Genomic DNA, 26,664 nt, shown 5'->3' on the forward strand with positions numbered 1-26,664 from the left:
TGTTCTTTGTCTGATCAGAAATCTACTTCGTCAGAAGAAGCGGGAGCTTCGGCACCGGAGTTATTGTCCTCCAGCACAGAAGGATCATCGAAACCGGCATCGGCATCCTTAATATTATAATCGTTGAGCAGTTCGCTCTCCTGCACGACGTTCTCAGTGCCGGCAACATCGCGCATATCAAAACCGGTCTCTTCGTCGTCGAAGTTCTGACGCATGTCGATCTCGTTGCCGTCCTTGTCCTGAACAACAACGTCCAGACCCAGAGACTGCAGTTCCTTCAGCATAACACGGAAGGACTCGGGAATGCCGGGCTGCGGGATCGGCTCACCCTTAACGATGGCCTCGTAGGTCTTCACACGGCCCTCCACGTCGTCGGACTTGACGGTCAGGATCTCCTGCAGAGTGTAAGCAGCGCCGTAAGCTTCCAGTGCCCAGACTTCCATTTCGCCAAAGCGCTGGCCGCCGAACTGGGCCTTGCCGCCCAGAGGCTGCTGAGTGACCAGAGAGTAGGGGCCGGTAGAACGTGCATGGATCTTATCATCGACCAGGTGATGCAGCTTCAGGTAGTACATATAACCGACGGTAACGCGGTTATCGAACTTTTCGCCGGTGCGGCCGTCGTAAACGGTGGTTTTGCCATCGCGGTCCAGCTCGATCTTGGAGAAGTCGATGATGTGTCCCTTCTCGCCCATGATCTTGGGGAGCTTCGTGGGATATGCAGGAGCATTCTCGCCATGCCACATCTCGCGGGCGGTATCAAAGGTATCGCCGATGTCGTTCTCACGAGCAGAGTCGAAGACGGGAGTCATGACCTTGATGCCGCATGCCTTGGCAGCGTAGCCCAGGTTGACTTCCAGCACCTGACCGATGTTCATACGGGAAGGCACGCCCAGAGGGTTCAGCACGATGTCCAGCGGGGTGCCGTCGGGCAGGTAGGGCATGTCCTCCTGCGGCAGAATGCGGGAAACGACACCCTTGTTGCCGTGACGGCCTGCCATCTTATCGCCAACGCTGATCTTGCGCTTCTGGGCAATATAGCAGCGGACGACCTCGCGCACGCCGGGCTGCAGTTCGTCGCTGTTCTCCGGGGTGAACACCTTGACATCCACGATGATGCCGTATGCACCATGGGGCACGCGCAGAGAAGTATCACGCACTTCGCGTGCCTTCTCGCCGAAGATGGCGCGCAGCAGGCGCTCTTCAGCGGTCAGCTCGGTCTCGCCCTTCGGGGTGACCTTACCGACCAGAATGTCGCCGCTCTTGACCTCGGCACCGATGCGGATGATGCCGCGCTCGTCCAGATCCTTCAGTGCATCCTCAGAAACGTTGGGGATATCACGGGTGATCTCTTCGGGTCCCAGCTTGGTGTCGCGGCTCTCGGTCTCGTACTCTTCAATATGAATGGAGGTGTACACGTCCTCGCGCACGATCTTCTCGTTCAGCAGAACGGCATCCTCGTAGTTGTAGCCTTCCCAGGTCATGAAGCCGATCAGAGCGTTCTTACCCAGAGAAATTTCGCCGTTGCGCATTGCAGGGCCGTCGGCCAGCACCTGACCGGCCTTGACACTCTCGCCGACCTCCACGATGGGACGCTGGTTGATGCAGGTGCCTGCGTTGGAGCGTGCGAACTTGACCAGAGGATAATCCTCCAGCTCGCCCTTGTTGTTGCGCACAACAACATGGTCGGCATCCATCTTCTCAACGATACCGTCATTCTTTGCCAGAACAGCGGTGCCGGAGTCGGTAGCAGCCTTGTACTCCATACCGGTAGCAACGATGGGCTGCTGGGTGACCATCAGAGGCACTGCCTGACGCTGCATGTTGGAACCCATCAGAGCACGGTTACAGTCATCGTTCTCCAGGAAGGGGATGCAGGCGGTAGCAACAGAGACCATCATTCGCGGAGAAACGTCCATGTAATCGACTTTCTCTGCATCAATTTCAAGGATCTCGTCGCGGCGGCGGGCAGACACGCGGGGACGCACGAAGTGCTTGCCCTCATCCAGCGGCTCGTTGGCCTGTGCCACAACGTACTCGTCCTCGACGTCAGCGGTCATATACTCGACCTCGTCGGTGACGACCTGTTCCTTCAGGTTGCCGTTCTCGTCATAGATCTTCTTGACCTTGCGGTACGGAGCTTCCACAAAGCCGTACTCGTTGATCTTGGCGTAAGATGCCAGATAGGAGATCAGACCGATGTTGGGGCCTTCAGGAGTCTCGATGGGGCACATACGGCCGTAGTGGCTGTAGTGAACGTCACGGACCTCGAAACCTGCGCGGTCACGGCTCAGACCGCCGGGGCCCAGAGCAGACAGGCGGCGCTTGTGGGTCAGCTCAGCCAGCGGGTTGTTCTGATCCATGAACTGGGACAGCGGAGAAGAACCGAAGAACTCCTTGATGGCTGCCACCACCGGACGGATGTTGATGAGGGCCTGCGGGGTGATGACGCTCTGATCCTGGCTCTGCAGGGTCATGCGCTCACGGATGACGCGCTCCATGCGGGAGAAGCCGATGCGGAACTGGTTCTGCAGCAGCTCGCCCACGCTGCGGATGCGGCGGTTGCCCAGATGGTCGATATCATCGGTGGTGCCAATATTGTGGCCCAGACCGTTCAGGTAGTTGATGGAAGCCAGAATATCGGCGACCGTAACGGTGCGGCCGATCAGCTGGTCGTGGTTGCGGCGCAACATCTCCTTCTGCTCTTCCACATCAGAGGTGGTGTCGAGGATCTTCTTGATCTCATCGAAGGAGCAGCGCTCGTTGATGCCGCACTCCTTCACGTCGAAGGAGAAGAAGCCCTGTGCATCCACACAGCCGTTGGTGATGACCTTGACCTTCCGGCTCTCTTCCTTCATGGGATCGTCGAGCTTCAGCACGACCAGATTCACACCGGCATTGTCAGCCTTCTCAGCCAGCTCGCGGGTGATCTTGGCACCAGCCTCGATCAGGATCTCGCCGGTCAGCGGAGCGACCACATTCTCAGCAGCCACCTGACCGGTGATGCGGCGTGCCAGAGACAGCTTCTTGTTCATCTTATAACGGCCGAAACGAGACAGGTCATAACGGCGCGGGTCGAAGAACAGCATGTTGATCTGGCTGGTAGCAGACTCCACCGTGGGAGGCTCGCCGGGGCGCAGCTTGCGGTAGACTTCCAGCAGGCCCTCTTCCTGATTCTTGGTGGTATCCTTTTCCAGAGTAGCGAGGATGCGCTCATCGTCGCCAAAGAAGTTCAGGATGTCCTCGTTGGTGGACAGGCCCAGTGCACGGCACAGCACGGTGACAGGCAGCTTGCGGTTCTTATCGATACGGACATAGAACACATCGGAAGCATCGGTCTCGTACTCCAGCCATGCACCGCGGTTGGGGTTCATGGTGGCGCTGTACAGGTCGTTGCCCACCTTATCCTTGGCATCGCCGTAGAACACGCCGGGAGAACGCACCAGCTGGCTGACGATCGCACGCTCTGCACCGTTGATCACAAAGGTGCCGGCATCGGTCATCAGCGGGAAATCGCCCATGAAGATCTCCTGATCCTTCACTTCGCCTGTCTCCTTGTTCAGCAGACGGGCGGTGACGCGCAGGGGTGCTGCATAGGTCACGTCGCGCTCCTTGCACTCCTTGATGCTGTACTTCGGCTCCTTATCCAGGCGGAAGTCCACAAAGCTCAGTGCCAGATTGCCGGTGTAGTCCTCAATGGTGCCGATATCGTGGAAGACCTCTTTCAGGCCCTCGTCCAGGAACCACTGATAAGAGTTCTTCTGGACCTCGATCAGGTTCGGCATACTGATGACTTCGTCGATGTGGGAGAAGCTCATGCGCTCGGTTTTGCCGAGCTTTACGGGCTTGACTTTCATCATAAAATCAACCACTCCTTACTTTTATACTCTACGGGATGTCGTATACACGGGTCAAATTTGAGCAGACACACATAATTCGACCCGCGTCGAAGGGAACCTTTCGGCGTTTTTCACAAACTTTTCGGTTTGACCCGTCCAGTCACCGCCTGCGTATTCCTCTTTTTGGCGCACTAGTCCATTATGTGATACTAATGCAGTATACACCCTAAAAGCCTTGCTGTCAAGCCATTTTTCAGATTTTTGCCAAAACAAATTTATTTTTTCTTTCATTTTCGCACGCCCGGCAGCGTGTTGTGTTTTGCTGTTTTAGGGCTTGATTTTTTTATTTTGCACGTTCCTGTTCATAATCTCCTTGTGCAATTTGTCTATCTTTGCCCTTGTGTTTTGGCGTATTACTTTTACAGTCGGATATGCCCGTTTTCCCTTGCGGCCTTTTTTTGTGAAAAAGCAGCTCAGAAAAGCTCGCAGGCTTTTCTGAGCTGCAAATATAAAAATAATGTTTCCTCTAATATTGCCAGAGCGCAAGCGGCGGCAATTATAATCGTTCACTCATCCAGATAATCCCGCAGGCGTTTTGCACGGCTGGGATGCCGCAGCTTGCGCAGGGCCTTGGCTTCGATCTGCCGCACCCGCTCCCGGGTCACATTGAACTCCTTCCCCAGCTCTTCCAGCGTATGCGCCCGGCCATCCTCCAGCCCGAAGCGCAGTGCGATCACCCGTTCTTCCCTCGGTGTCAGGCTTTTGAGCACGCTGAACAGTTCCCGCCGCAGCAGCTGCCGCCCGGCTTCATCCACCGGGACGCCTGCATCCTCGTCCTGAATAAAATCTTCAAGGTGGGCATCCTCTTCCTCGCCCACCGGCGTTTCCAGGCTGATGGGGTCCTGCGCCAGCTGCAGCAATTCCCGCACACGGTCCGGCTCCATGTCCAGCTGAACAGCGATCTCTTCCGCGGTAGGCTCCCGGCCATTTTTCCGCAGCAGGTCGCCCGTCGTCTTTTTGACCCGGTTGATGCTCTCCACAAGGTGCACCGGGATGCGGATGGTCCTCCCCTGATCCGCAATGGCGCGGGTGATGGACTGACGGATCCACCACGTGGCATAGGTGGAAAATTTGAAGCCGCGCTCCGGCTCAAACTTTTCCGCCGCCTTCATCAGACCGAGATTGCCTTCCTGAATGAGATCCAGAAACGGCAGGCCCCGCCCTGCATAGCGCTTTGCCACCGACACCACCAGCCGCAGGTTCGCTTCGCTGAGCTTCCGCCGGGCATCCTCGTCCCCGGCCTGCGCGGCACGGGCAAGCGCCGCCTCCTGCTCTGCCGTCAGCAGCGGCACCCGGCCGATCTCCTTCAAATAGGCCTTTACCGGGTCGTCCAGCGCCACCCCCTCTGCCGAAAGCTCATGTTCCAGCCTGCCGATCTGCGTTTCATCCAACGCAGGCAGGTCCGCTTCCTCTTCGGTCAGGTGCACGCCGCGGTCCTCCAGTGCCGTATACAGCTCGTCCAGCTGCGCCACATCGTAATCCTGTTCGTCCATGGCACGGCTGATCTGCTCCGGTGTCAGGGCATGGTGGCGTGCCCGCGCAGCCAATGTTCTGGCCAATTCCTCCGTTTGCGACAATTTCTGCATGGTTCCTGCTCCTTTCCTCTCCTGCTCCAGCCGGAGGGGAAAGCGGGGGATCATTCTTCTACAGGCACATTTCCCTGCTTCTTTTCGCGCATCGACTGGAGGTAATCACTCAGTTCCTCATTGGACATATGCGCCGCCTTGCCTGCCATGGGCATCCCCCGGGCAATGCGGTCCAGATACAGCCGGATATCATCCGGCGTACAATTCACATCGCTGTATTGTGCCGCAAGATGGCTCAGTTCATTCAGCGCTTCTTCGCTTACAAAAGCGCGCAGCGTGGTCAGGCTGATCTCAATGCCCTCCTGTCGGCAGCGCAGCATGGCTTCAAACAGCTCCTTCTGCTGCGGCAGCACGAACTGCTCTGCGGTCAGCTGCCCCTGCACCAGATCGATATAGTGCGGCTCCCGCAGCATGGCCGCCAGCAGCCGCTGCTGTGCGCTGGCAATGCCCAGCGCCTGACTGCCGCCCGCACTGTACGGCACGTTGATCTGATTCATCTCACCGGACTTGAGCGCCTGCTGCTTTTTCTCCCAGCGGTGCTTGCTGCCCACCCTCTTCACGGCGGTCTCCAGCTGGGTCATGATAGCTTTTTTGGAGATGTTGGTTTCCTCAGCCAGACGCCCCGCATACACTTCCTGCTCGGTAGGGTTGGAGCGCTCTGCCAGCATATTCACAGCTTCCTTCACGTATTCCAGCCGCTGGGCATCCTGTGCCAGATCGTACTGGCTGCGCAGACGGCCCAGCCGGAAGTCCAGTGCATTGCCCACACCATCCAGCAGGGCTTTGAATCGCTCTGCGCCATACTTTTTGATGTACTCGTCCGGGTCCTTTGCACCGGGGATCTGCAGCACGCCCACCTTTACCGGGCTGTTGCGGAACAGTTCCAGCGAGCGCAGCGTGGCCTTCTGGCCCGCTTCGTCCGAATCGTAGCTCAGGATCACCTCGTCAGCATACTCGCTGATGAGCCGCACCTGCTCCGGGGTCAGGGCCGTGCCGCAGGCGCACACTGCTGTGTCGATGCCTGCCTGATGCATACTGATCACGTCCATGTAGCCCTCGCACAGCACGAACCGGCGCACCGCGCTGCGCTTTGCGATCTGCAGCGCAAACACCGTCTCTGATTTGTGGTACACCAGCGTTTCCGGGCTGTTGACATATTTCGGTTTGGAATCGTCCAGCACGCGCCCACCAAACGCAATGATGTTGCCGCGCAGGTCAAAGATGGGGGTCATCACCCGCTTCCAGAACAGGCAGTAGATGCGGCCGGACGCACTGCGCTTGAACAGGCCGCTGGCATCCAGCTCCTGCTGATTGTAGCCCTTATCGCGCAGGAACTGATACAGCGCCTGTCCGTCGTTGGGCGCATAGCCCAGCCCGAACCTGACGATAGTCTTGTCGTCCAGACCGCGCCGCCGCCAGTAGGCACGGGCCTGCCGGGCTTCCTCCACGGTGGAGTTCAGGCAGGCGTGGAAAAACCGTGCCGCCTCCTTGTTCATGGAGAGGATGCGGCTGCGCATCCGGCCTGTTTTGTCGTCCTCCTGGGGCTCCGGCATACCGGCCCGCGCTGCCAGCAGCTTAACGGCCTCCGGGTAATCGATGCTGTTGATCTTTTTCGTAAAGGTAATGGCATCGCCGCCTGCGCCGCAGCCAAAGCAGTAAAAGCTCTGGGTGTCCGGGTAGACGTAGAATGAGGGCGTTTTTTCGCTGTGAAAGGGGCACAGGCCGCCATACAAACGTCCCTTGCGCTTGAGCTGCACATAGCTGCCCACCAGCTCCACAATGTCGGTGCGGCGGGTCAGTTCTTCAATGTATTCGTGTGGGATCATGGATCTTTCAAACGACCTTTCGGATTTATAGGACATGCCACTTCCGGGGCACAAACAATTCCTCAAAAGTGCGGATGGCAAATTCATCGCTCATGCCACTGATGTAATCAGTCACTGCGCGTTCTCTGCCCTCCTGATAAGCCAGCTGGATGTAAAAATTGGACATCCGGTCCACATGGTTCAGGTAGTAATCGTACAGTTCCCCGATCACCTTGTCCACCTTCTGCTCTTCCCGCTTGGCGGTCTTGTCCACGTACACGGTGGCGTACATGAAATCCCGCAGCGCAAGGAAGGCTTCGTTTTCCTCTGCGCCCACCTTCACATCCCCATCGCTGTTGGCAAGGATACTGTTGATCATGGTGGTGATGCGGGCAGATTTTGTCTGGCCCAGCACGGCGGTGCAGTCCTTCGGCAGGGTGGCTGGGTCCAGCACACCGGCGCGCACCGCGTCCTCAATGTCGTGGTTCACATAGGCGATTTGATCCGCCATGCGCACGATGCGCCCTTCCGGCGTTGCCGCCCAGGTGCCCTTTGTGTGGGTCACGATGCCGTTGCGCACCTCCCACGTCAGGTTCAGGCCCCGGCCGTCCTTTTCCAGCTTGTCCACCACACGCAGGCTCTGCATGTAGTGCTTGAAGCCGTCCGGGCACAGCTCATTCAGCGCGCGCTCCCCGGCATGGCCAAACGGCGTGTGGCCCAGATCATGGGCAAGGCTGATCGCTTCGGTCAGATCTTCGTTCAGCCGCAGGGCGCGGGCAATGGTCCGCGCGATCTGCGAGACCTCCAGCGTATGGGTCAGTCGGGTGCGGTACAGGTCTCCCTCCGGCGAGAGGAACACCTGCGTCTTTTGTTTGAGCCGTCGGAACGCCTTGCAGTGCAGCACCCGGTCACGGTCACGCTGGAACACCGGCCGGATCGGGTCCTGCTCTTCCGGCAGCATGCGGCCGCGGCTTTGGTCGCTGAAGGTAGCCCACGGCGCGAAGGTCATATGTTCGATCTCTTCTGTGCGCTGACGTACATCCATACAAAGTCGCCCTCCCTTTTTGTCGCCATTCCCCCTCTCTGTTTCGGCACAGCCGATTCCAATTGCTGCGTCTGCGGCAATTGTAGCACACCCGCTTTGTCGAAGGGGGAAAAAGCCTGTCGGTTCGCAAAATAATGCTTGCTTTTTTATTTTTGCTGCTGCCGGGTTCAGAACGGTGCGTAGAACGGGTCGGATACCGTCACCTGCGCGCTGCCGCGCGTCAGCTCCCGCAGCTGTTCCAGCAGCGGGCCTTCGGTGTGTTCCGGCATCTGCCAGCACAGGGTCACGCGATCCGTGAACTGCGGCGCGGCCTGTTTTGCTCCCGCCGCATCGATCAGCAGCGATGCACGCTCATAAAGGGAGTAATCCACCGTCACGCTCAGCTCCACCACGCTGCGCACCGTGACCACCTCGGCATTTTCCAGTGCACGGGCCGTAGCCGTGGTGTATGCACGCACCAAGCCGCCGGTGCCCAGCAGCACGCCGCCAAAGTAACGGGTCACCACCACGATCAGATCCGTCAGGCCGCTGTGCTGCAGCACCTCCAGCGCTGGTGTGCCCGCCGTCTTGGCCGGTTCACCATCATCTGAATAGCGTTCCCGGTTGCCTTCCCTCAGGCGGTAGGCATACACATTGTGGCGGGCGGTGCGGTTGGCCGCACGCACCTGTTCCAGAAATGCAACGGCAGCTTCCTCGCTGTCCGCAAATGACAACGCCGCAATGAAGCGGCTCTTCTTTTCTTCGTATTCTCCTGTGGCCGTGCCATGGATGGTGCGGTAATCCTCCACTGTGGTTCCTCCTGCATGTTATTCAAATCAAGTATAACATAAATCGTCCGTTGTGCAACCACTGCCGCATACGTTTTTGTGTCAAGGCCAGCTCCCGGTACCGCTGCCCGCATGTCCTCTGCCAGAAAAAAGCACAGCAAAAAATCGGCTGAGCCCTGCGGCCCAGCCGATTTTTCTGAAGAAAGCATATGATTACGATGATTACTTGGTAAAGAACTGGATCCACTGATGGCCCCAAGTGCTGGAGCTGTTGTAGTAGTAGCCAACACCCATTGCACGAGCTTCGGGATCCAGAATGTTTGCGCGATGGCCTTCGGAGTTCATCCAGGCATTCACGACTTCTTCAGGAGAAACGCTGCCCCATGCGGCATTCTCGCCAGCAGCGGCATCCGTCACGCCGTACTCGCTGAGAACAGTGTACCACTTGGTACCATTGGGACGAACGTGAGAATTGACGGTTGCGATCTCTTCGGCGCGCTGCTGAGCAGCTGCGGTGAGCTTTGCATCGCCCATGACCAGGGGCTGCAGGCCGTACTTTGCACGCTCGGCATTGACCAGATTCAGAACTTCCTGACGGTAGTTGCTGGTGTAAGAGTTTTCGGGGCAAGAGAAGATCAGCACCCAGTAGTTGTTGTAAACGCCACCTTCGTAGTGGCCCACGCTCATGGTGGTCGCGTCTGCGTTCAGGATGCGCTCACGGGTAAAATCAATGTTCATCCACTGATCTACCGCTGCATCGGGGGTGGAAACGCCCGCCATGTAGTCCTCGCCAATCGACACATCTTCGATGCCATTCTCGGCGAAGATGGTGAAATCGCGCTGGCCATTGGGACGAACGTAGGAATAAGAAGAGGCCAGTTCCTTAGCGCGCTCCTGAGCGGCACTATTGTGGTTGCTGTCGCCCAGCTGAACGGGCTTCAGGCCAGCCTTTGCGCGCTCGTTGTTTACGCGGCGCAGGAACTCGTTCTGATAAGCTTCGTCCTGAAAGCTGATGTAGGAATTTTCTTCTTCGATGGAGGCAGAAACCGAAGCCTCAGCTGCGTTTGCAGTAACGGGCTTGAGAGATGCAGCACCAAAAACCACAGCCAGAGTCATAGCTGCTGCTGCGATATTCTTCAGGGCACGCATCTCGAGTTTCATAAGACATCCTCCGCAAGCTTTTGTATATAAAAGCTTTTTTGCATTCATGCGAACGCGTACTGCAACACGTTTGCAACTCTTCCGTTTCAAATGTGTTACTATTGTGCAACAAGAGTATCACAAGAACATCTCATCGTCAAGGGGTTTCTGTCGATTTTTTGAGAGAAAATGCAAAAAAGTCAAAATTTCCCGTTCTGAAATCGTTTCACAAGTGCAACAAGTTCATCCAAGATACCGTAAATTTGTTACGTCTGTGTTGCGCTTCACCGTTTTCAGGATTGTTTCGTCACACTTAACGTGTTGCATTTTATTTTTCTACACCTTTTCTGCAGTGCTTTTCATGCATTTTTTGTATGTTTATTCGCTTATATGCATATTTCAAAGTGTAACAGACTTTTGTGTGCGCTTTTCCGTTCCACTTCCCTCCCATCCCGCAGCCCTTTTCTGGGCTGCAGCCGGCCTTTGGCTGTACTTTCTGCAACAAAAAACAGCACAGGCAGCCTTTTCAGGGCCATCTGTGCTGTGCCATATTCCTTACATAAAAAGAAGAGCGGCTCCGAAGAGCCGCCCTCCCACAATTCAGGCTATGCTATAAAAAGATCTCGCGTCAGTCGATCACTGAGCAGCCTTTGCTGCCTCGATCTGCTTGATCAGCTCGGGCACGACCTTGAACAGATCGCCCACGATGCCGTAGTCAGCCACGCCGAAGATGGGAGCACCCTCGTTCTTGTTGACAGCGATGATGCACTCGGAGTCCTGCATACCAGCAGTGTGCTGGATAGCGCCGGAAATGCCCAGAGCAACATAGATCTTGGGGTGCACGGTCTTGCCGGTCTGGCCAACCTGATGGTCAGCAGTCATCCAGCCTGCATCGGTGACGGCACGGGAAGCGCCCACAACGCCGCCGCCCAAAGCGGCAGCCAGCTGCTCAGCCAGCTCAATACCCTTGTTGACATCCTTGCTGATGCCGCGGCCAACAGAGACGATCACGTCTGCGCCGATCAGATCGACCAGCTTCTCAGCGGCCTTCTCAACGCTCAGGACCTCGGTCTTGATGTCCTCAGCAGCCAGAGCGAATGCGGGCTTCACGATCTGGCAGGCATCAGCCTTGGCCTGATCGAAGGGAGCCTTCTTCATAACGCCGGGACGCACGGTGGACATCTGCGGACGGAAGCGGGGGCAGATGATGGTAGCCATCAGATGGCCGCCGAATGCAGGACGGGTCATCTTCAGGTTGCGGTCTTCCATATCGAACTTCTGCTTGGACAGGTCGATGGTGGAGCTCTCCTTCAGGAAATCGATGTACTTTGCAGTGTCGATGTCCAGATGGGTAGCATCAGCGGTCAGGCCGGTGTGCAGACGAGCTGCGCAGCGGGGGCCCAGATCGCGGCCGATGTTGGTTGCACCGATCAGCAGGACTTCGGGCTTATACTCGTTGACCATGTCGCACACGACCTTAGCGTATGCATCGGTGGTGTAATCCTTCAGCAGGGGGCTGTCGCAGACCATGACCTTATCGGCACCATAGCCGCCCAGCTCCTTGGCAATGCCTTCCACGTTGTCGCCCAGCAGCAGACCGGTGACCTCGCAGCCCAGCTCATCAGCCAGCTTGCGGGCCTCGCTCACCAGCTCGAAATCAGTGGGCATCAATGCGCCCTGGCGCTGCTCGCAGAAGACCCATACGCCCTTGTATTCGTTAAAATCAGCCATTGTAATCCTATGCTCCTTTCATCAGATCAGGTGCTTCTTGGCCAGGATACCAGCCAGCTGTGCGGCAGTATCGTCGCCCTTGAGCATGGTGCCTGCGCCCTTCTGCGGAGGAGTGAAGGACTTAAAGACGTTCGTCGGAGAACCCTTCAGACCGATGGTATCAACCTCGATCAGCGGATCGTCCTTCAGTGCGTTGTAATCAAACACTTCCATCGGCTTGTCGTAGCAGGTGAAGATGCCGTTCACGCTCATGTAACGGGGCTGGTTCAGCTCCTTGATGCAGGTCAGCAGGCAGGGAGTCTGCACCTTGACCATCATGTAGCCGTCTTCCAGCATACGCTTCACGGTCAGGGTGTTGCCATCCTTCTGGATGTCTGCCACGTAGGTGACCTGAGGCAGATGCAGCTTTTCAGCGATCTGCGGGCCGACCTGTGCGGTATCGCCATCGATTGCCTGACGGCCGCAGAACACAACGTCCTCGGGGCCAACACCGATCTTGTTGACGGCAGCAGCCAGGATCTGGCTGGTTGCGAAGGTATCGGAACCGCCGAACTCACGGCCAGAAACCAGAACAGCCTTATCTGCACCGCGGGCCAGCAGCTCACGCAGCATGCCTTCTGCCGGCGGGGGACCCATGGTAACAACAACGACTTCGCAGCCGGTAGCGTCCTTGAGCTTCAGAGCAGCCTCCAGAGCGTTCAGGTCATCAGGGTTGGTGATGGTAGCCATCGAAGCACGGTCCAGAGTGCCATCGGGCTTGACGGACACCTTGCCGGAGGTATCAGGAACCTGCTTTACACAAACAATTGCTTTCATTGTAACTCTTGCCTCCCTTACTTCAGCAGCGCGCCGGAAATGACCATCATCTGCACTTCGCTGGTGCCCTCGTAGATCTCAGTGATCTTGGCATCACGCATCATGCGCTCGATGGGATAGTCACGGGTGTAGCCGTAACCGCCGAACAGCTGCAGGCAGCGGCGGGTCACATCGCTTGCGGTGCGGGCTGCGATCAGCTTTGCCTGAGCAGCCTCAACGCTGTAACGGACCTTCTTGCCATCCATTGCTTCCTGCTTCTTCAGAGCAGCAGCGTAGACCAGATACTTTGCAGCCTCAACGCGTGCCTTCATCTCAGCCAGCTCGAACTGGGTGTTCTGGAATGCGGAAATGCTGCGGCCGAACTGCTTGCGCTCCTTGACGTAAGCAACGGTCTCCTCCAGAGCGCCCTCGGCGATGCCCAGAGCCTGAGAAGCAATGCCGATACGGCCACCGTCCAGAGTAGCCATAGCCAGCTGGAAGCCGCGGCCACGCACACCCAGCATACGGTCAGCAGGGATGCGGCAGTCCTCAAAGATCAGCTCGCAGGTGGAAGAACCGCGGATGCCCATCTTGTCCTCAGCCTTACCGACGGAGAAGCCCGGGTCGGTGCGCTCCACGATAAAGGCGGAGCACTGCTTGGTGGGACGGCCCTTCTTGTCAGGCACGATATCGGTGACAGCAATAACGATAAAGACGTTTGCGTAGCCGGCGTTGGTGATGAAGATCTTGGAACCGTTCAGGATCCAATCACCGGTCTCGGGGTCCTGCTTTGCAAAGGTCTGCTGACCCTGTGCATCGGTGCCGGCACCCGGCTCGGTCAGGCCGAAAGCACCCAGCCACTCGCCGCTGCACAGCTTCGGCAGATACTTTGCCTTCTGCTCGGGAGTACCATTTTCATAAATAGGAGCAGCACACAGGCTGGTGTGAGCAGAGACGATGACACCGGTGGTGCCGCAGACCTTGCTCAGCTCTTCCACTGCCATGACGTAGGACAGCACATCGCCGCCTGCACCGCCGACCTCAGTCGGGAAATAAATGCCCATCATGCCGAGCTTGCCCATCTTTTCGACGGTCTCTTTGGGGAAGTACTCTTCCGCATCAACCTTCTTTGCCAGGGGCTTGACTTCGTTCTCAGCAAACTCGCGGTACATTTTCTGTACCATCTGCTGCTGCTTGGACAGAGTAAAATCCATCGCTATATCCTCCTAACGGGTCTTTTTCATTTACCGGAATTGCCCGGTGCAAACAAATTCCTCCCGGCCGCTTTTCCACGGTCGGGAGAAACGTTTATCAGAATTTACAGCTGGTCAACAGGGGTCTTGGTGCGGTCTGCGTTGTAAACGTAGAAGCCCTTGCCGCTCTTGCAGCCCAGGTTGCCGCCACGGACCATCTTACGGATCAGCGGGCAGGCACGATACTTGCTGTCGCCGGTCTCCTTGTACAGCACATCCATGATGGCCAGGCAGATATCCAGGCCGATGAAGTCGCCCAGCTCCAGGGGACCCATGGGGTGGTTGGCACCCAGCTTCATAGCGGTGTCGATGCCGGCGATATCGGAAACGCCTTCCATCTTGATGAAAGCAGCTTCGTTGATCATGGGGATCAGGATGCGGTTGACGACGAAGCCTGCAGCCTCGTTGACCTGAACCGGCTGCTTGCCGATGGCAACAGAGATCTCCTTGATCTTCTCAACGGTCTCAGCGGGAGTGTTGCAGCCTGCGATGACCTCGATCAGCTTCATGCGGTCTGCGGGGTTGAAGAAGTGCATGCCGACCAGCGGACGGCTAACGCCCTTGCCGATCTCGGTAATGGACAGAGAAGAAGTGTTGGAAGCGAAGATGCACTCGGGCTTGCAGATCTTATCCAGTTCGCCGAAGGTGGTCTGCTTGACCTTCATATCCTCAAAAGCAGCCTCAACGACCAGATCGCAGTCAGCGCACAGGTCTTCCTTCAGGCCCGGGGTGATGGCAGCAACGATAGCGTCTGCCTTTTCCTGCGTCATCTTTCCCTTGGCAACCAGCTTCTCGTAGCCCTTCTTGATCTTTGCCAGACCATTCTCGGCCCACTCCTGCTTGATGTCGCACAGAGCAACGGTGTTGCCCTCAACCTGTGCAAATGCCTTTGCGATGCCCTGGCCCATGGTGCCAGCGCCGATAACACCGATCTTCATAGGAAACCTCTCCTTTAATATCAAAAATTATGTAGTAATGGATTAGTTGTTGGTGAACACTGCCTTGGGCTTCGGCTTCTCACGGCTCAGGAAGCAGGCCATGCCTTCCTTCTGGTCGTGGGTCTCGAAGCAGCTGCCGAACAGCTTTTCCTCGACCTCAACAGCCTTCTCGATGGGCAGGCTGATGCCGCCGTTGATTGCCTTCTTGCAGTTGCGTACAGCGATGGGTGCATTCTTTGCGATCTTGCCGGCCAGCTTCAGCACGTTCTCCATCAGTTCAGCCTGAGGATACACAGCGTTCACCAGACCAATGCGCAGAGCCTCATCTGCCTTGATGTTCAGTGCAGAGTAGACCAGCTGCTTTGCCATACCCATGCCGACCAGACGTGCCAGACGCTGGGTACCGCCAAAGCCCGGGGTGATGCCCAGACCCACTTCCGGCTGGCCAAACACAGCGTTGTCAGAGCAGATGCGGATGTCGCAGCTCATAGCCAGCTCGTTGCCGCCGCCCAGTGCAAAGCCGTTCACGGCTGCAATAACGGGGATGGGGAAGCTCTCGATCATCAGGAACACATCATTGCCCAGCTTGCCGAAGGCCTCGCCCTCTGCCTTGGTCATGGTGCTCATGGAACCGATATCTGCGCCTGCCACGAAGCTCTTGTCGCCTTCGCCGGTCAGAACGATGCAGCGGACATTCTCCTGATCCACAGCCTCAAAAGCTGCCTTCAGGTCTGCCAGAACTTCGGGGTTCAGGGCATTCAGTGCCTTGGGGCGGTCGATGGTAATGATCTCAACTGCGCCCTGCACCTCGGTTTTTACAAATGCCATTGTGAAAACCTCCTATTCAAATCTTATCAATTATCACAAACAGCCCCCGGACGGAGGAAAGGCTCTCCGGTTCCCTTCCCTGTCCGGGTCTGTCATTCAGTCAGGATTCCAAGAGGTGAAGCTTAGTCCATCTCAACGATGGTAGCGCAGCCCATGCCGCCGCCGATGCACAGGGTAGCCAGGCCCTTGTGTGCACCGCGATGCTTCATAGCATACAGCAGGGTGACCAGGATACGAGCGCCGGAAGCGCCGACCGGGTGGCCCAGAGCAATTGCGCCGCCGTTGACGTTCACCTTGCTCATATCAAAGTTCAGAGCCTGACTGACAGCCACAGACTGAGCAGCAAATGCCTCGTTGGCCTCGATCAGATCCATGTCAGCAACAGTCAGGCCGGTCTTTGCCATGACCTTCTTGGTAGCGGCGATGGGGCCCAGGCCCATGACTTCGGGCTCAACGCCTGCCAGAGCACCGGCGACCCAGGTAGCCAGAGGCTTCACGCCCAGCTCCTTGGCCTTCTCCTCGCTCATGATGACCAGAGCAGCAGCGCCGTCATTGATGGCGGAAGAGTTGCCGGCGGTCACGATGCCGTCCTTGGTGAAAGCGGGCTTCAGCTTTGCCAGCACTTCAGGAGCGCTCAGACGGGGGCCTTCATCAGTATCGAACACGGTGTCGCCCTTCTTGCCCTTGATCACAACGGGAACGATCTCGTCCTTGAAAGCGCCGTCCTTGATAGCCTTGTCAGCCTTCAGCTGGCTGTTGTATGAGAACTCGTCCAGCATCTCACGGGTGATGGGGCTGTAGCCGTACTTCTTCTGATAAGTCTCGTTGGTGCAGACATTCTCAGCGGTCATGCCCATGTGCTTGTTGAAGCCGCAGGCATCCCACAGAGCATCGTTGACCATGGTATCCACGATCTCGCTCTTGCCCATGGGTGCGCCCATGCGGTAGCCGTAACGAGCCTTCTGCAGTGCGAAGGGAGCCATGTCCATGTTCTCCATGCCGCCTGCGACCACGATGTCAGCATCGCCAGCCTCGATCATCTGAGCAGCCATGTTGACGCAGTTCAGACCGGAGCCGCACACCACGTTGACGGTGACAGCCGGGGTCTCGATGGGCAGGCCAGCCTTCAGAGCAGCCTGACGAGCGACGTTCTGGCCCAGACCGGCCTGAATGACGCAGCCCATGTAGACATGATCGACCTGCTCGGGAGCGACGTTTGCACGGTTCAGAGCTTCCTTGATGACGATGGAGCCAAGCTCAACTGCGGGAACGTTTGCCAGAGTGCCGCCGAATTTGCCAATAGCGGTACGGCATGCAGATGCGATAACGATCTTTTTCATGTGAATAGCCTCCTGAATTGTGTATGTGTTACTTTTCGTAAGCCATTTTTATCAAAAACGCCCGTAAGCGCTTTTACAAATTAGGTCTCGGGGTCTTTTTTCTGCCGGATCAGCGCATACTTTTCGTTGACCGCCTTTTCCACATTGGGTGTGACGAACTTACCGATGTCGCTGCCGTAGTAAGCTGCCTCTTTTACAATGGTGGAAGAAAGGTAGCTCCACTTGATGCTCGTTGCCAGAAACATGGTCTCGATGCCGGGCATCAGTGCGTGATTGGTCTGCGCAAGCTGGATCTCGTTTTCAAAATCCGTCACCGCCCGCAGGCCCCGCACCATCACCGAAGCGTGCCGTTTCTTGGCGAACTCCACGGTCAGGCCGTCGAAGCTCTCCACCGAAACATTCTGGATGCCTTTGCAGCATTCCTTTAGAAGCTCCACGCGTTCCTCCACGGTGAACAGCGGATTCTTTGCGCTGTTGTTGAGCACCGCCACGATCAGATGATCGTTGATCTTTGCTGCGCGCTTGATGATATCGAGATGCCCTTTTGTGACCGGATCGAACGAACCGGGATAAACTGCTGTTGCCATCGTCTGGTGTCCTCCTTGAGCGCTGTGAAAAGCGCGTTTTGGTTCTGCCATGATAGCACTTTCCAGTCTTGGGTGCAAGATTTTTGTGCAAGCTGTACGTTTTATCGTTAAAATTTAAACAATCAATGTCGTGCTGCATCGCAGCTGCCTGCTACGCTATAAGTAAACCATATCGTCAAAATTTTATCAAGTCCTTTTGCAAAGATTTTGGTTTTCCAGTACCAAACAATCGTCCAAAAACTCCTCGAATTTTGTCCATATTGCCAGTCGGTCAAAATTTTCTCGATAAACTATTGATTCTACACATTGTTAATGTTATAACTAAGTTGTGCAGATCTGCTGCCCTGTCCGACAGCTGCCTTCTGCTGGTTATCAGGATATCATCCGCCTGTGTCAGAGCTGTGTTCAAATTGCCAACAGGTGGTAAACATCCTGCAAAGATTTGTCCGTGCAGGAAGAGTAAATGATAAATTTACAATTCCTTTATGTTATTATAGGAGAGGATGGTTTATAATGGATTTTACGGAACTGTATGCTCAGAAGAAAATGACCGCCGCTCAGGCTGCCGCACTGGTCAAAAGCGGTGACTGGGTGGATTACGGCTGGGCTGTGAACACCCCTGTGGCGGTGGATGCCGAGATCGCAAAGCGTCTGCCTGAGCTGGAAGGTGTCAACTTCCGCGGCGGCATCCTGATGTGGGTGCCCGCGATCTTCCAGATCGACGATCCCGCTGCACACATGACATGGAACAGCTGGCATATGGGCGGCATTGAGCGCAAGGCCATTGCACAGGGCTTCTCCTTCTACTCCCCCATCCGTTATTCCGAGCTGCCCCGCTACTACCGCGAAAGCCCGGATCCGCTGGATGTGGCGGTGTTCCAGGTGACCCCCATGGACGAGCACGGCTACTTCAACTTCGGCCCCAGTGCATCTCATCTGGGTGCTGTGTGCGAAAAAGCCAAGAAGATCATCGTTGAGGTCAACAAGAACATGCCCCGCTGCCTTGGCGGCATGGAGAACTGCATCCATATTTCTCAGGTCACCGGCATCGTGGAAGGCGAGAACCCGCCCATCGGCCAGATGGCCGCTCCCGGTGCTGCTACCGAAGTGGATCTGAAGGTTGCCAACCTGATCGTTCCGCAGATCCCCAACGGTGCCTGCCTGCAGCTGGGCATCGGCGGTATGCCCAATGCCATCGGCAGCCTGATCGCACAGAGCGATTTGAAGGATCTGGGCGTGCACACCGAAATGTATGTGGATGCCTTTGTGGATATCGCCAAGGCCGGCAAGATCACCGGTGCACGCAAGCAGCTGGACAAGGGCCGTCAGGTCTACGCCTTCGGTGCCGGCACCCAGAAAATGTACGATTACCTGAACGATAACCCGGAGTGCATGTCTGCACCCGTGGACTACACCAACGATATCCGCAGCATCTCCGCACTGGATAACTTTATTTCCATCAACAACGCTGTGGACATCGACCTGTTCGGTCAGGTGAACGCCGAGACTGCAGGCCTCAAGCACATCTCCGGTGCCGGCGGTCAGCTGGACTTCGTTCTGGGCGCATACCTTTCCAAGGGCGGCAAGAGCTTTATCTGCCTGTCCTCTACCTTCTTTAATAAGAAGACCGGCCAGCTGGAGAGCCGCATCCGTCCCACTCTGGAAAACGGCAGCATCGTCACCGATACCCGTGCCAACATCCACTACCTGTGCACCGAGTACGGCTGCGTGAACCTGAAGGGCCTGACCACCTGGGAAAAGGCCGAAGCTCTGATCAGCGTAGCACATCCCGACTTCCGTGAAGACCTGATCAAGGAAGCCGAAAAAATGCACATCTGGCGCAGGAGCAACAAAATCTGATAAGTGCCGCGGAGATTCCTGCTGTCCGCGGCTGAAATGGAGTCTAACATGATGGACAAAAAGCCGCACGTCAAGCCCTATCTCTACGGAATGTTGGCAGGATTTGGAGCGATCTCCCTGAGCATTATCTTCTTTTTCCTGATCTACCGCTTCGATGGTTTTGGCGATGCCATCTCCACGCTGACCGGCATTCTGATGCCGTTCATCTACGGTGCCGTCATCGCCTACCTGCTCAAGCCTGTGTGCAACACCATCGAGAGCTTTCTGCGCCGGTTCATCCCGGAAAAGATGCATGGTCTGGTCAATGTGCTGTCCGTTACGCTGACCATCCTGTTCGGTCTGCTCCTCATCTACGCTTTGTGTATGATGATCATTCCGCAGCTCATTACCAGCGTGACCACCCTGTACTACACTGCGCAGCGCAACCTCGCAAAGTTCGTGCAGTGGGCGAATCATGTGGAGTTCATTGAGAACAACCAGCAGATCATGGACATGCTCAACTCTGCTTATGCCACCATCAGCACCAATATCGATGATCTGATCAAGACCCGGCTCCTGCCCTCCATGCAGAACATCGTCAGCGGTGCCGCAGTGGGTGTGCTGAACGTAGTGACCATGGCCAAGAACCTGATCATCGGCATCATCGTGGCCGTGTATATGCTGGCCAGCCGCAAGCGCTTTGTGCAGCAGGCCAAGCTGGTGCTCTACAGCATCTTCAAGCCCCGCTGGGCAGAGCTGATCAAGGAAGAAGTGAAGTATGCCGATAAGATGTTCGGCGGCTTCATCAACGGCAAGATCATGGATTCCGCCATCATCGGCGTGCTGTGCTATATCGGCTGCCTGATCTTCAAGTTCCCCAGTGCCCTTCTGGTTTCCGTGATCATCGGCGTGACCAATGTGATCCCCTTCTTCGGCCCGTTCATCGGTGCCGTGCCCGCCACCCTGCTGATCCTCATTCAGAACCCCATCAAGGCGCTGTGGTTCGTCCTGTTCGTTCTGGTGCTGCAGCAGCTGGACGGAAACGTGATCGGCCCCAAGATCCTGGGCAACACCACCGGTCTTTCCAGTTTCTGGGTACTGTTCGCCATCCTGCTGTTCGGCGGTCTGTGGGGTTTTGTGGGCATGATCGTGGGTGTGCCGCTGTTTGCAGTCATCTATGATGTGATCAAAAAGCTGGTCATCCACGGCCTGAAGCACAACAAGGAGATCGACCTGCTGCAGACTTACCACGACAGCTTCGGTGACCCGGAGGACGATGTTCCGGTAGAAACGTCTGCATCGGAAGCACCTCCTGTCGAAACAAATAATCTATAAATCACAATGCCCCGGCATTCCATGTGATACGCTACCCCTAGAGTAGACAGAGACAAAAACTCTGCGTACTCTGGGGGTATTTTCATGTCAAGAAAGAACAATCACTCTTCACGATTGACTGCTGCAACAACCGCCGTTACCAGCACCGTCTGTTCATCCAGATGTCGATGCAGGCTCATGTCGGTGCCATGAACCGAGCTGCACAAAAAATTCGCCGTCTCTTTGTGGAAACGGCGAACAAAAACCTTATATTATTTTTTTGTCTACTTGACAGAATGCACTTCAGTGATTCAGAGCGGGTCCTGTTTTGTTATTTCTGTTTCGTGCAGGGCTTTCTGGCTGCGTTTTGTGCCGTCACTCCACGGTCACGCTCTTGGCCAGATTACGCGGCTTATCCACGTCACAGCCGCGCAGAACAGCCATATAATAGGCAAACAGCTGTAACGGCACAATGAGCTGCAGCGGCATCAGGATATCCTCATACTCATCCAGCCGGATCACGGCATCTGCCACGCCTTCCGGCACCACGGCATCCTTTGTGGTAAACAGCAGCACCCTTGCGCCGCGGCTGCGGGTCTCCTTGGCATTGGAAATGGTCTTTTCGTACACCTGTTTCTGGGTGGCCAGTGCGATCACCGGCACGCCATCGGTGATCAGGCTGATGGTACCATGTTTCAGTTCACCGGCTGCATAGGCATCCGAGTGCACATAGCTGATCTCCTTGAGTTTCAGGCTGCCCTCCAGCGAGAGCGCATAGTCGAACCCGCGCCCAATGAAGAAGCAGCTCTGGGTGTTCACATAGCGGCTGGCAAGGTACTTGATCTGCTCACAATCTGCAAGGCGCGGCTTGATGACCTCCGGTGCGCGCAGCAGCTGGGCCGTATAGCGGCGGGTCTCTGCCTCGCTCAGCCGTCCGCGCGCATAGGCCAGCCGCAGTGCAAACAGATACAACATGCACATCTGCACCATATACGCCTTGGTGGATGCTACCGCGATCTCCGGCCCGGCGTAGGTGTACATTACATAATCTGCGGCACGTGCAATGGAGCTGCCCACCACATTCACGATGGCCAGCACCGGCACGCCGCGGCTCTTGGCCAGCTTGAGCGCTGCCAACGTGTCGCTGGTCTCGCCGGACTGGCTGATGATGATGACCAGATCGTTTTTTTCCAGAATGGGGTCCCGGTAACGGAACTCGCTGGCAATGTCCACCTCGGCGGGCACACGGGCCAACGTTTCGATGGCAGATTTGCCCACCATACCGGCATGCATAGCCGTACCGCAGCCCACCAGATGCACCCGGCCAATACCGCGCAGCACTTCATCGGTCAGCTCCGGGATGCGCAGCACCGGCAGTCCGTCCTCTACACGGGGGCTGACCGTGGCCATAATGGCCGCAGGCTGCTCGTTGATCTCCTTGAGCATAAAGTGGGGATAGCCGCCCTTTTCGGCAGCTTCCATATCCCAGTCCGCCGTCAGCTGCTGGCGCTCCACCGGCTCACCAAATTCGTTGTAGAAGCGGATGCCCTCTGTGGTGCAGACGGCCATATCCCCTTCTTCCAGCACGCTGTATTTCCGGGTATACTTGAGCAGTGCCGGAATATCCGAAGCCACAAAGTTTTCGCCCTCGCCCCAGCCGACGATCAGCGGGCTTTCCCGCTTGACTGCAAAAATGGTGTCCGGGTAATCCCGGAACAGCACGGCCAGCGCATAGCTGCCGCGCACCTTGGCAAGCGCCTGCTGCAATGCACGCAGCGGGTCACCGGTATAGCAGCTGTCGATCAACTTTACCAGCACTTCGGTGTCCGTCTCACTCTGGAAGGTATAGCCTTTTGCGGCCAAGCGCTCCTTGAGCAGGCCGTAATTTTCAATGATGCCATTGTGCACAATGCTCACACGCGGGGTCGAATGCGGGTGGCTGTTCACATCGCTGGGCTCGCCATGGGTAGCCCAGCGGGTGTGGCCGATGCCGCAGAAGCTTTGTGCCAGCTGCTGCGCCGCCAGCTTTTCCCGCAGGGCGGTGAGCCGTCCTTTGCTTTTTACCACGCGGATGCCGCCGTCCAGCGCAAGCGCCACACCGGCGGAGTCGTACCCGCGATACTCCAGCTTTTCCAGACCATCCAGCAGCACGTCCTGCGCACTGCGCTTACCGACATAACCAACAATGCCACACATACAAAATACCTCCATACCGACCGTTCCCGCGCAAAAAGGCGCAGTGATATCCAGTCAGCTTCCTAGTACAGTTTATGTTCTTGTATGGCTTTCTTTGAAGGGATCTGTTGCGGTATTGCTGCCGTTTTTTGCCCTTCTCTGCGGCTGGTCTAGCCCTCAGCCGGAGAAACATCCGCCGAATCTTTCGATGATTCCTCTCCTCGTCACCCTCGCGGCTGTCACCCGCGTGGCCCGGCGCTTTGCGTTACCTGTGTGCTGCGCTCTCCCCTTTCTGATGCCCCATTATAGCACAAAGGCTGGCTCAGCGCCAGCCCAAAGTTTTATGAAGTTTCGGCCGCCAGACCAGCCGGTACATCATGAGCATGTTATGCACTGCCCGGTCGTACAGCACAAAGGCAACATTGCCCATGACCAGCGTTGCCAGCGAGACAGCCAGCGCGGTGGTGCGCAGCTCCTGCGAAATGCTGCCTGCCGGCACCAGCAGAAATACCAGCCCGTACATGGCCAGCACTGTGCCGTTGCACAGCAGCAGCTTGCAGACAATGCGCAGAACCGCAGGGCGGATGCGCTCAAACTTCGGCTTTGCCAGCGGGTAATACCCCAGCAAAAACACAAAGATCAGCGCTACTTCCTTATCCGGCACGAACAGCAGTGCCAGCAGGCTGACTGCCGCATAGGCCGTCAAGGCCAGCTGCATCCCGCACTCCACGCACACCGTGGCAACAAGGAAGCCTGCCACTGCAGGCGCAATGAACATGGCAATGGGGATCACAGCTCCCAGCAGCATCAGTGCGACGCACAGCGCCGCCACAATGCCGCAGTAAGCCATGGCCCAGCTTTTTTGATGGTTTTGCTTCATGGGATCTCCCAGTTTTCGCGCTCAGCACCGGCTTCCAGCGGATCCACCGCATGGTGCAGACCAAGCAGCATGATGTTATCCAGCAGGCCGCGGTTCAATTTGATGTCCAGCATACTGTACACGCGGATCAGATCGTTGGCGGCAGCCAGTGCCTGACGGCGGGCGTTCTCCACCGCCGCAGCCTGTCCCCGCAGGTCGTTGACTACGAACACGTTGTAGCGGCCGCTGCTCTTGTCCATCTCAAAGCGCTCAGCCTTATCCAGCAGGTAAAAAATGCGGCCGATGCTGCTGCCGATGTAGCGCATGCTCTTGCGCTGGCTGGGGTCGTCGGTGGCAAGGGTGGAATACAGTGCACCGTAAATGTTGCTCATGGGTTCAGCGGCAAGAGAGTAGTTCTTGGCGCTCAGGTTCATCTGCACCACGGCCTGATCCCGCTCCTGCACGAACAGCCGTTCCAGCGCCGGGTTCTCCTGCACGGCACGCTCATAGGCGCGGCGCAGCAGCAGACGGTCCACCGCACGGCGCAGGCGCTTGAGCGGCCGCAGCTCGCTGTATTTGCGGTCCTGCAGGTTGTGCCAGCCCAGCAGCACCTCCACCTGTGCGGCCAGCCGGATGCCCTGGGTCTGGCACATGAGCCTGCGCCAGGCCAGTGTGCCCGGGACCCGCTTGCGCTGGCAAGTGGCCTGCCGCCCGGCCAGACTGTCCGAAAGGATGGCAAACAGCACGCCGTTGCTCCGCAGCAGATGGCAGGAATATAATCCGTACGCCTCGTACAGCTGACGTCGCACCCCGCGCAGATAGCGCAGGTAGATATTGTAATCCCGGATGGTGAGCTCCGGCAGATATGGCCGCATCCTACCCTTCATACGCACCTTTTCCTCCTCGGAAGAACCGCAGAATAATAAGGTAAGTATAATCCATTTTCAGCCCGGGTTCAACCATCCTTTGTAAAAAGAGCATGAATTTGTCTCATCTTTGCCGCACATGGCGCGGAACACAGCGTAAAACTTCCTGTATTTGCGTCCATTTCCATCTCCTGCCAATTCAGGCCCTGCTTTGTTTTTTTCCGGTAATTACCGGCTGCAATGTAAAAGCCGCACTGGACAGCTCCGGTGCGGCAGGTAACATTTTTCAATTACTTCTTGTTAAAGCGGTTCGGTGCAGTGCGCTTGCCGTCAAAGCCGGACTTCGGCATCGGCTTTGCAGTGTGCTCAAACTTGGGCGCGCTGTAGTACATATACAGCTGGCAGGGGATCATGCCGTTGTACATCTTGCGGCGCTTGTTGGCACGCTTGCCGTAGTGGGTCTCAAAATCCATATCGGCAGTGATCGCATACACGCCTGCACAGGGGTGTGCTTCCATCTGCCGGCCCAGCGTGCGGGCCAGCTTTGCAGCACCTTCAATGGTGCTCATACGCTCGCCATACGGGGGATTCGTCAGCACGATGGCCTCCTGCTTTGCGGCAAAGTCGGCCACATCAGCCACTTCAAAGTGGCAGCGCTTTTCCACACCGGCCAGCTTTGCATTGGCGTTGGCCAGAGCCACAGCGGCAGGGTCGATATCATAGCCAAAGGCTTCAAAGCCCACATCCAGCTTGGCCTCGGCCAGTGCCTTCTGACGCTGCTCGGCCCAGATGGCTGCCGGCACAAAGCCATAGCGCTCGGCGGCAAAGCGGCGCTTCAGACCGGGGGCAATGTTCATGGCTTTCTGAGCAGCTTCGATCAGCAGCGTGCCGCTGCCGCAGAAGGGGTCCTCCACCAGACTGTCACGGCGCACACGGCCAAGGTCTGCAATGGTAGCCGCCAAAGTCTCGCGGATGGGTGCCTCCATGGCGTTGCGGCGGTAGCCGCGCTTGTGCAGGCCGTCGCCGGTGGTGTCCAGCATGATCTCACACTGATCCTTGCGCAGCATGAAGCGGATCTTGTACTCCGCGCCGGTCTCCGGCAGCACAGAGGTGTGGTGCTTTGCCATCAGGCGCTTGACCACAGCTTTTTTGATGATGCTCTGGCAGGCAGGCACACTGGACAGCTGGCTGTTCAGCGAAGAGCCGGTGACCGGAAAGGCTGCGTCTGCGGGCAGCAGCTCCTCCCACGGGATACCGTACACGCCGTCGAACAGGTCATCAAAGGTGGCGGCCCTGTAGCGGGCCAGCAGCAGCATCACGCGCTCCACCGTGCGCAGATTAAGGTTTGCAGCAGCGATCATCTCTGCGCCGCCGGCAAAGCTCAGACGGCCATCGTCCACGCGGATATTCTCTGCGCCGATGCGGGTCAGCTCAAATTTTGCAGTGGATTCACACCCAAAAAAGCAGGGCGCGATCAGTTCAAATTTTGCAGGCATTGTGGTTCCTTTCTTTTATTACGGAAAAAACAGACCTGCCCGATCAAATGAGACAGGTCTGTTTCCGTTATTTTGATCAGGCTTGAAAAGCGCAGGCCTTTCCGCTCAGCGGCGGCCACCGCGGCCGCGAGGCGCATAACCACCGCCGCGGCGGTTATTGGTCTCGTGATCAAGATCGGCCATCTTCTCTTCGCTCTGGCTCTTGAAGCGGCTCATCATGTCCTCAAAGCTCATGTTATCGGAACGGACGGGAGCCTTGGGCTGCCATACACGGGGTGCGCTGTCGCGGGCAGGGCCTCTGCCGCCCTCACGCGGGGGGCGGCCAGCGCCGCCGCGGCCTGCACCAAAATGACCACCCTCGCGGGGGCCGCCCGGACGGGGACCACCAGAGCGCGGACCGCCTG

General features: G+C 57.0%; 20 protein-coding genes and 1 pseudogene. 2 read left to right on the forward strand and 19 right to left on the reverse strand.

The genetic code is table 11. From position 1 onward, the window contains the following. Window positions 1–14 precede the first annotated feature (14 nt). From QZL71_RS07745 to coaD, 14 genes are all read right to left on the reverse strand, one after another. Window positions 15–3,857, reverse strand: a complete 3,843-nt coding sequence (locus QZL71_RS07745) for a DNA-directed RNA polymerase subunit beta (protein ID WP_294648417.1) — start codon at window positions 3,855–3,857, stop codon at window positions 15–17. A gap of 51 nt (window positions 3,858–3,908) precedes the next feature. Continuing rightward, window positions 3,909–4,127 carry a hypothetical protein gene (locus QZL71_RS07750; RefSeq protein ID WP_005940196.1) on the reverse strand — a complete coding sequence of 73 codons (219 nt, stop codon included), beginning with the start codon at window positions 4,125–4,127 and terminating at the stop codon, window positions 3,909–3,911. A gap of 275 nt (window positions 4,128–4,402) precedes the next feature. Further along, the gene (rpoD, locus tag QZL71_RS07755; protein WP_294648418.1) at window positions 4,403–5,482 is read right to left on the reverse strand and encodes an RNA polymerase sigma factor RpoD; all 1,080 of its coding nucleotides are present in this window, start codon (window positions 5,480–5,482) and stop codon (window positions 4,403–4,405) included. A gap of 50 nt (window positions 5,483–5,532) precedes the next feature. Continuing rightward, a complete protein-coding gene (gene dnaG, locus QZL71_RS07760) occupies window positions 5,533–7,308 on the reverse strand; it encodes a DNA primase (protein ID WP_294648419.1) in 1,776 nt (591 codons plus the stop codon). Between the two features lie 25 nt (window positions 7,309–7,333). Then, entirely contained in the window at window positions 7,334–8,332 is a 999-nt protein-coding gene (locus QZL71_RS07765; RefSeq protein ID WP_294648420.1) for a deoxyguanosinetriphosphate triphosphohydrolase, read from the reverse strand. Window positions 8,333–8,499: 167 nt separating this feature from the next. Continuing rightward, window positions 8,500–9,120 carry an IMPACT family protein gene (locus QZL71_RS07770; protein WP_120019711.1) on the reverse strand — a complete coding sequence of 207 codons (621 nt, stop codon included), beginning with the start codon at window positions 9,118–9,120 and terminating at the stop codon, window positions 8,500–8,502. A 201-nt stretch (window positions 9,121–9,321) separates the two neighbouring features. Further along, the gene (locus QZL71_RS07775) at window positions 9,322–10,260 is read right to left on the reverse strand and encodes a CAP domain-containing protein (protein WP_294648421.1); all 939 of its coding nucleotides are present in this window, start codon (window positions 10,258–10,260) and stop codon (window positions 9,322–9,324) included. A 615-nt stretch (window positions 10,261–10,875) separates the two neighbouring features. After that, the gene (acrA, locus tag QZL71_RS07780) at window positions 10,876–11,970 is read right to left on the reverse strand and encodes an acryloyl-CoA reductase electron transfer subunit beta (RefSeq protein ID WP_005940176.1); all 1,095 of its coding nucleotides are present in this window, start codon (window positions 11,968–11,970) and stop codon (window positions 10,876–10,878) included. 21 nt (window positions 11,971–11,991) lie between these two features. Continuing rightward, window positions 11,992–12,786, reverse strand: a complete 795-nt coding sequence (acrB, locus tag QZL71_RS07785; protein WP_005940175.1) for an acryloyl-CoA reductase electron transfer subunit gamma — start codon at window positions 12,784–12,786, stop codon at window positions 11,992–11,994. Window positions 12,787–12,803: 17 nt separating this feature from the next. Further along, entirely contained in the window at window positions 12,804–13,979 is a 1,176-nt protein-coding gene (locus QZL71_RS07790) for an acyl-CoA dehydrogenase family protein (protein WP_005940174.1), read from the reverse strand. Between the two features lie 104 nt (window positions 13,980–14,083). Then, the gene (locus QZL71_RS07795; RefSeq protein WP_005940172.1) at window positions 14,084–14,956 is read right to left on the reverse strand and encodes a 3-hydroxyacyl-CoA dehydrogenase family protein; all 873 of its coding nucleotides are present in this window, start codon (window positions 14,954–14,956) and stop codon (window positions 14,084–14,086) included. Between the two features lie 42 nt (window positions 14,957–14,998). Next, the gene (locus QZL71_RS07800) at window positions 14,999–15,784 is read right to left on the reverse strand and encodes an enoyl-CoA hydratase-related protein (RefSeq protein WP_005940170.1); all 786 of its coding nucleotides are present in this window, start codon (window positions 15,782–15,784) and stop codon (window positions 14,999–15,001) included. Window positions 15,785–15,906: 122 nt separating this feature from the next. Further along, window positions 15,907–17,124 (reverse strand): acetyl-CoA C-acetyltransferase, encoded by a 1,218-nt coding sequence (locus tag QZL71_RS07805; RefSeq protein ID WP_005940168.1) that lies wholly within the window; start codon window positions 17,122–17,124, stop codon window positions 15,907–15,909. Window positions 17,125–17,204: 80 nt separating this feature from the next. Continuing rightward, on the reverse strand, window positions 17,205–17,711 hold the full coding sequence (coaD, locus tag QZL71_RS07810) for a pantetheine-phosphate adenylyltransferase (protein WP_044953444.1): 507 nt from the start codon (window positions 17,709–17,711) through the stop codon (window positions 17,205–17,207). 513 nt (window positions 17,712–18,224) lie between these two features. On the opposite strand from coaD, the gene QZL71_RS07815 reads away from it, so the two are divergent. Then, window positions 18,225–19,571, forward strand: coding sequence for a butyryl-CoA:acetate CoA-transferase (locus tag QZL71_RS07815; protein WP_154258712.1), 1,347 nt, complete (start codon window positions 18,225–18,227; stop codon window positions 19,569–19,571). A 48-nt stretch (window positions 19,572–19,619) separates the two neighbouring features. Then, window positions 19,620–20,885 carry an AI-2E family transporter gene (locus tag QZL71_RS07820; RefSeq protein ID WP_294648422.1) on the forward strand — a complete coding sequence of 422 codons (1,266 nt, stop codon included), beginning with the start codon at window positions 19,620–19,622 and terminating at the stop codon, window positions 20,883–20,885. A 354-nt stretch (window positions 20,886–21,239) separates the two neighbouring features. Here the strand turns inward: QZL71_RS07820 and glmS are convergent, their stop codons facing one another. The 5 genes and pseudogenes from glmS to QZL71_RS07845 all read right to left on the reverse strand — a co-directional run. Then, window positions 21,240–23,060, reverse strand: coding sequence for a glutamine--fructose-6-phosphate transaminase (isomerizing) (gene glmS, locus QZL71_RS07825; protein ID WP_294648423.1), 1,821 nt, complete (start codon window positions 23,058–23,060; stop codon window positions 21,240–21,242). Between the two features lie 301 nt (window positions 23,061–23,361). Continuing rightward, the gene (locus QZL71_RS07830) at window positions 23,362–23,919 is read right to left on the reverse strand and encodes a hypothetical protein (protein ID WP_294648424.1); all 558 of its coding nucleotides are present in this window, start codon (window positions 23,917–23,919) and stop codon (window positions 23,362–23,364) included. Then, window positions 23,916–24,785, reverse strand: coding sequence for a DUF5685 family protein (locus tag QZL71_RS07835; RefSeq protein WP_154258704.1), 870 nt, complete (start codon window positions 24,783–24,785; stop codon window positions 23,916–23,918). The genes QZL71_RS07830 and QZL71_RS07835 overlap by 4 nt, the downstream gene beginning before the upstream one ends. Before the next feature lie 269 nt (window positions 24,786–25,054). After that, a complete protein-coding gene (locus QZL71_RS07840) occupies window positions 25,055–26,260 on the reverse strand; it encodes a THUMP domain-containing class I SAM-dependent RNA methyltransferase (protein ID WP_294648425.1) in 1,206 nt (401 codons plus the stop codon). A gap of 105 nt (window positions 26,261–26,365) precedes the next feature. Beyond that, window positions 26,366–26,664: pseudogene (locus QZL71_RS07845) on the reverse strand (RNA-binding protein S1); the annotation flags it as partial.

Origin of the sequence: uncultured Faecalibacterium sp. (assembly GCF_900066275.1) — a bacterium.
In the GTDB taxonomy this organism is placed as follows: Bacteria; Bacillota; Clostridia; order Oscillospirales; family Ruminococcaceae; genus Faecalibacterium; species Faecalibacterium taiwanense.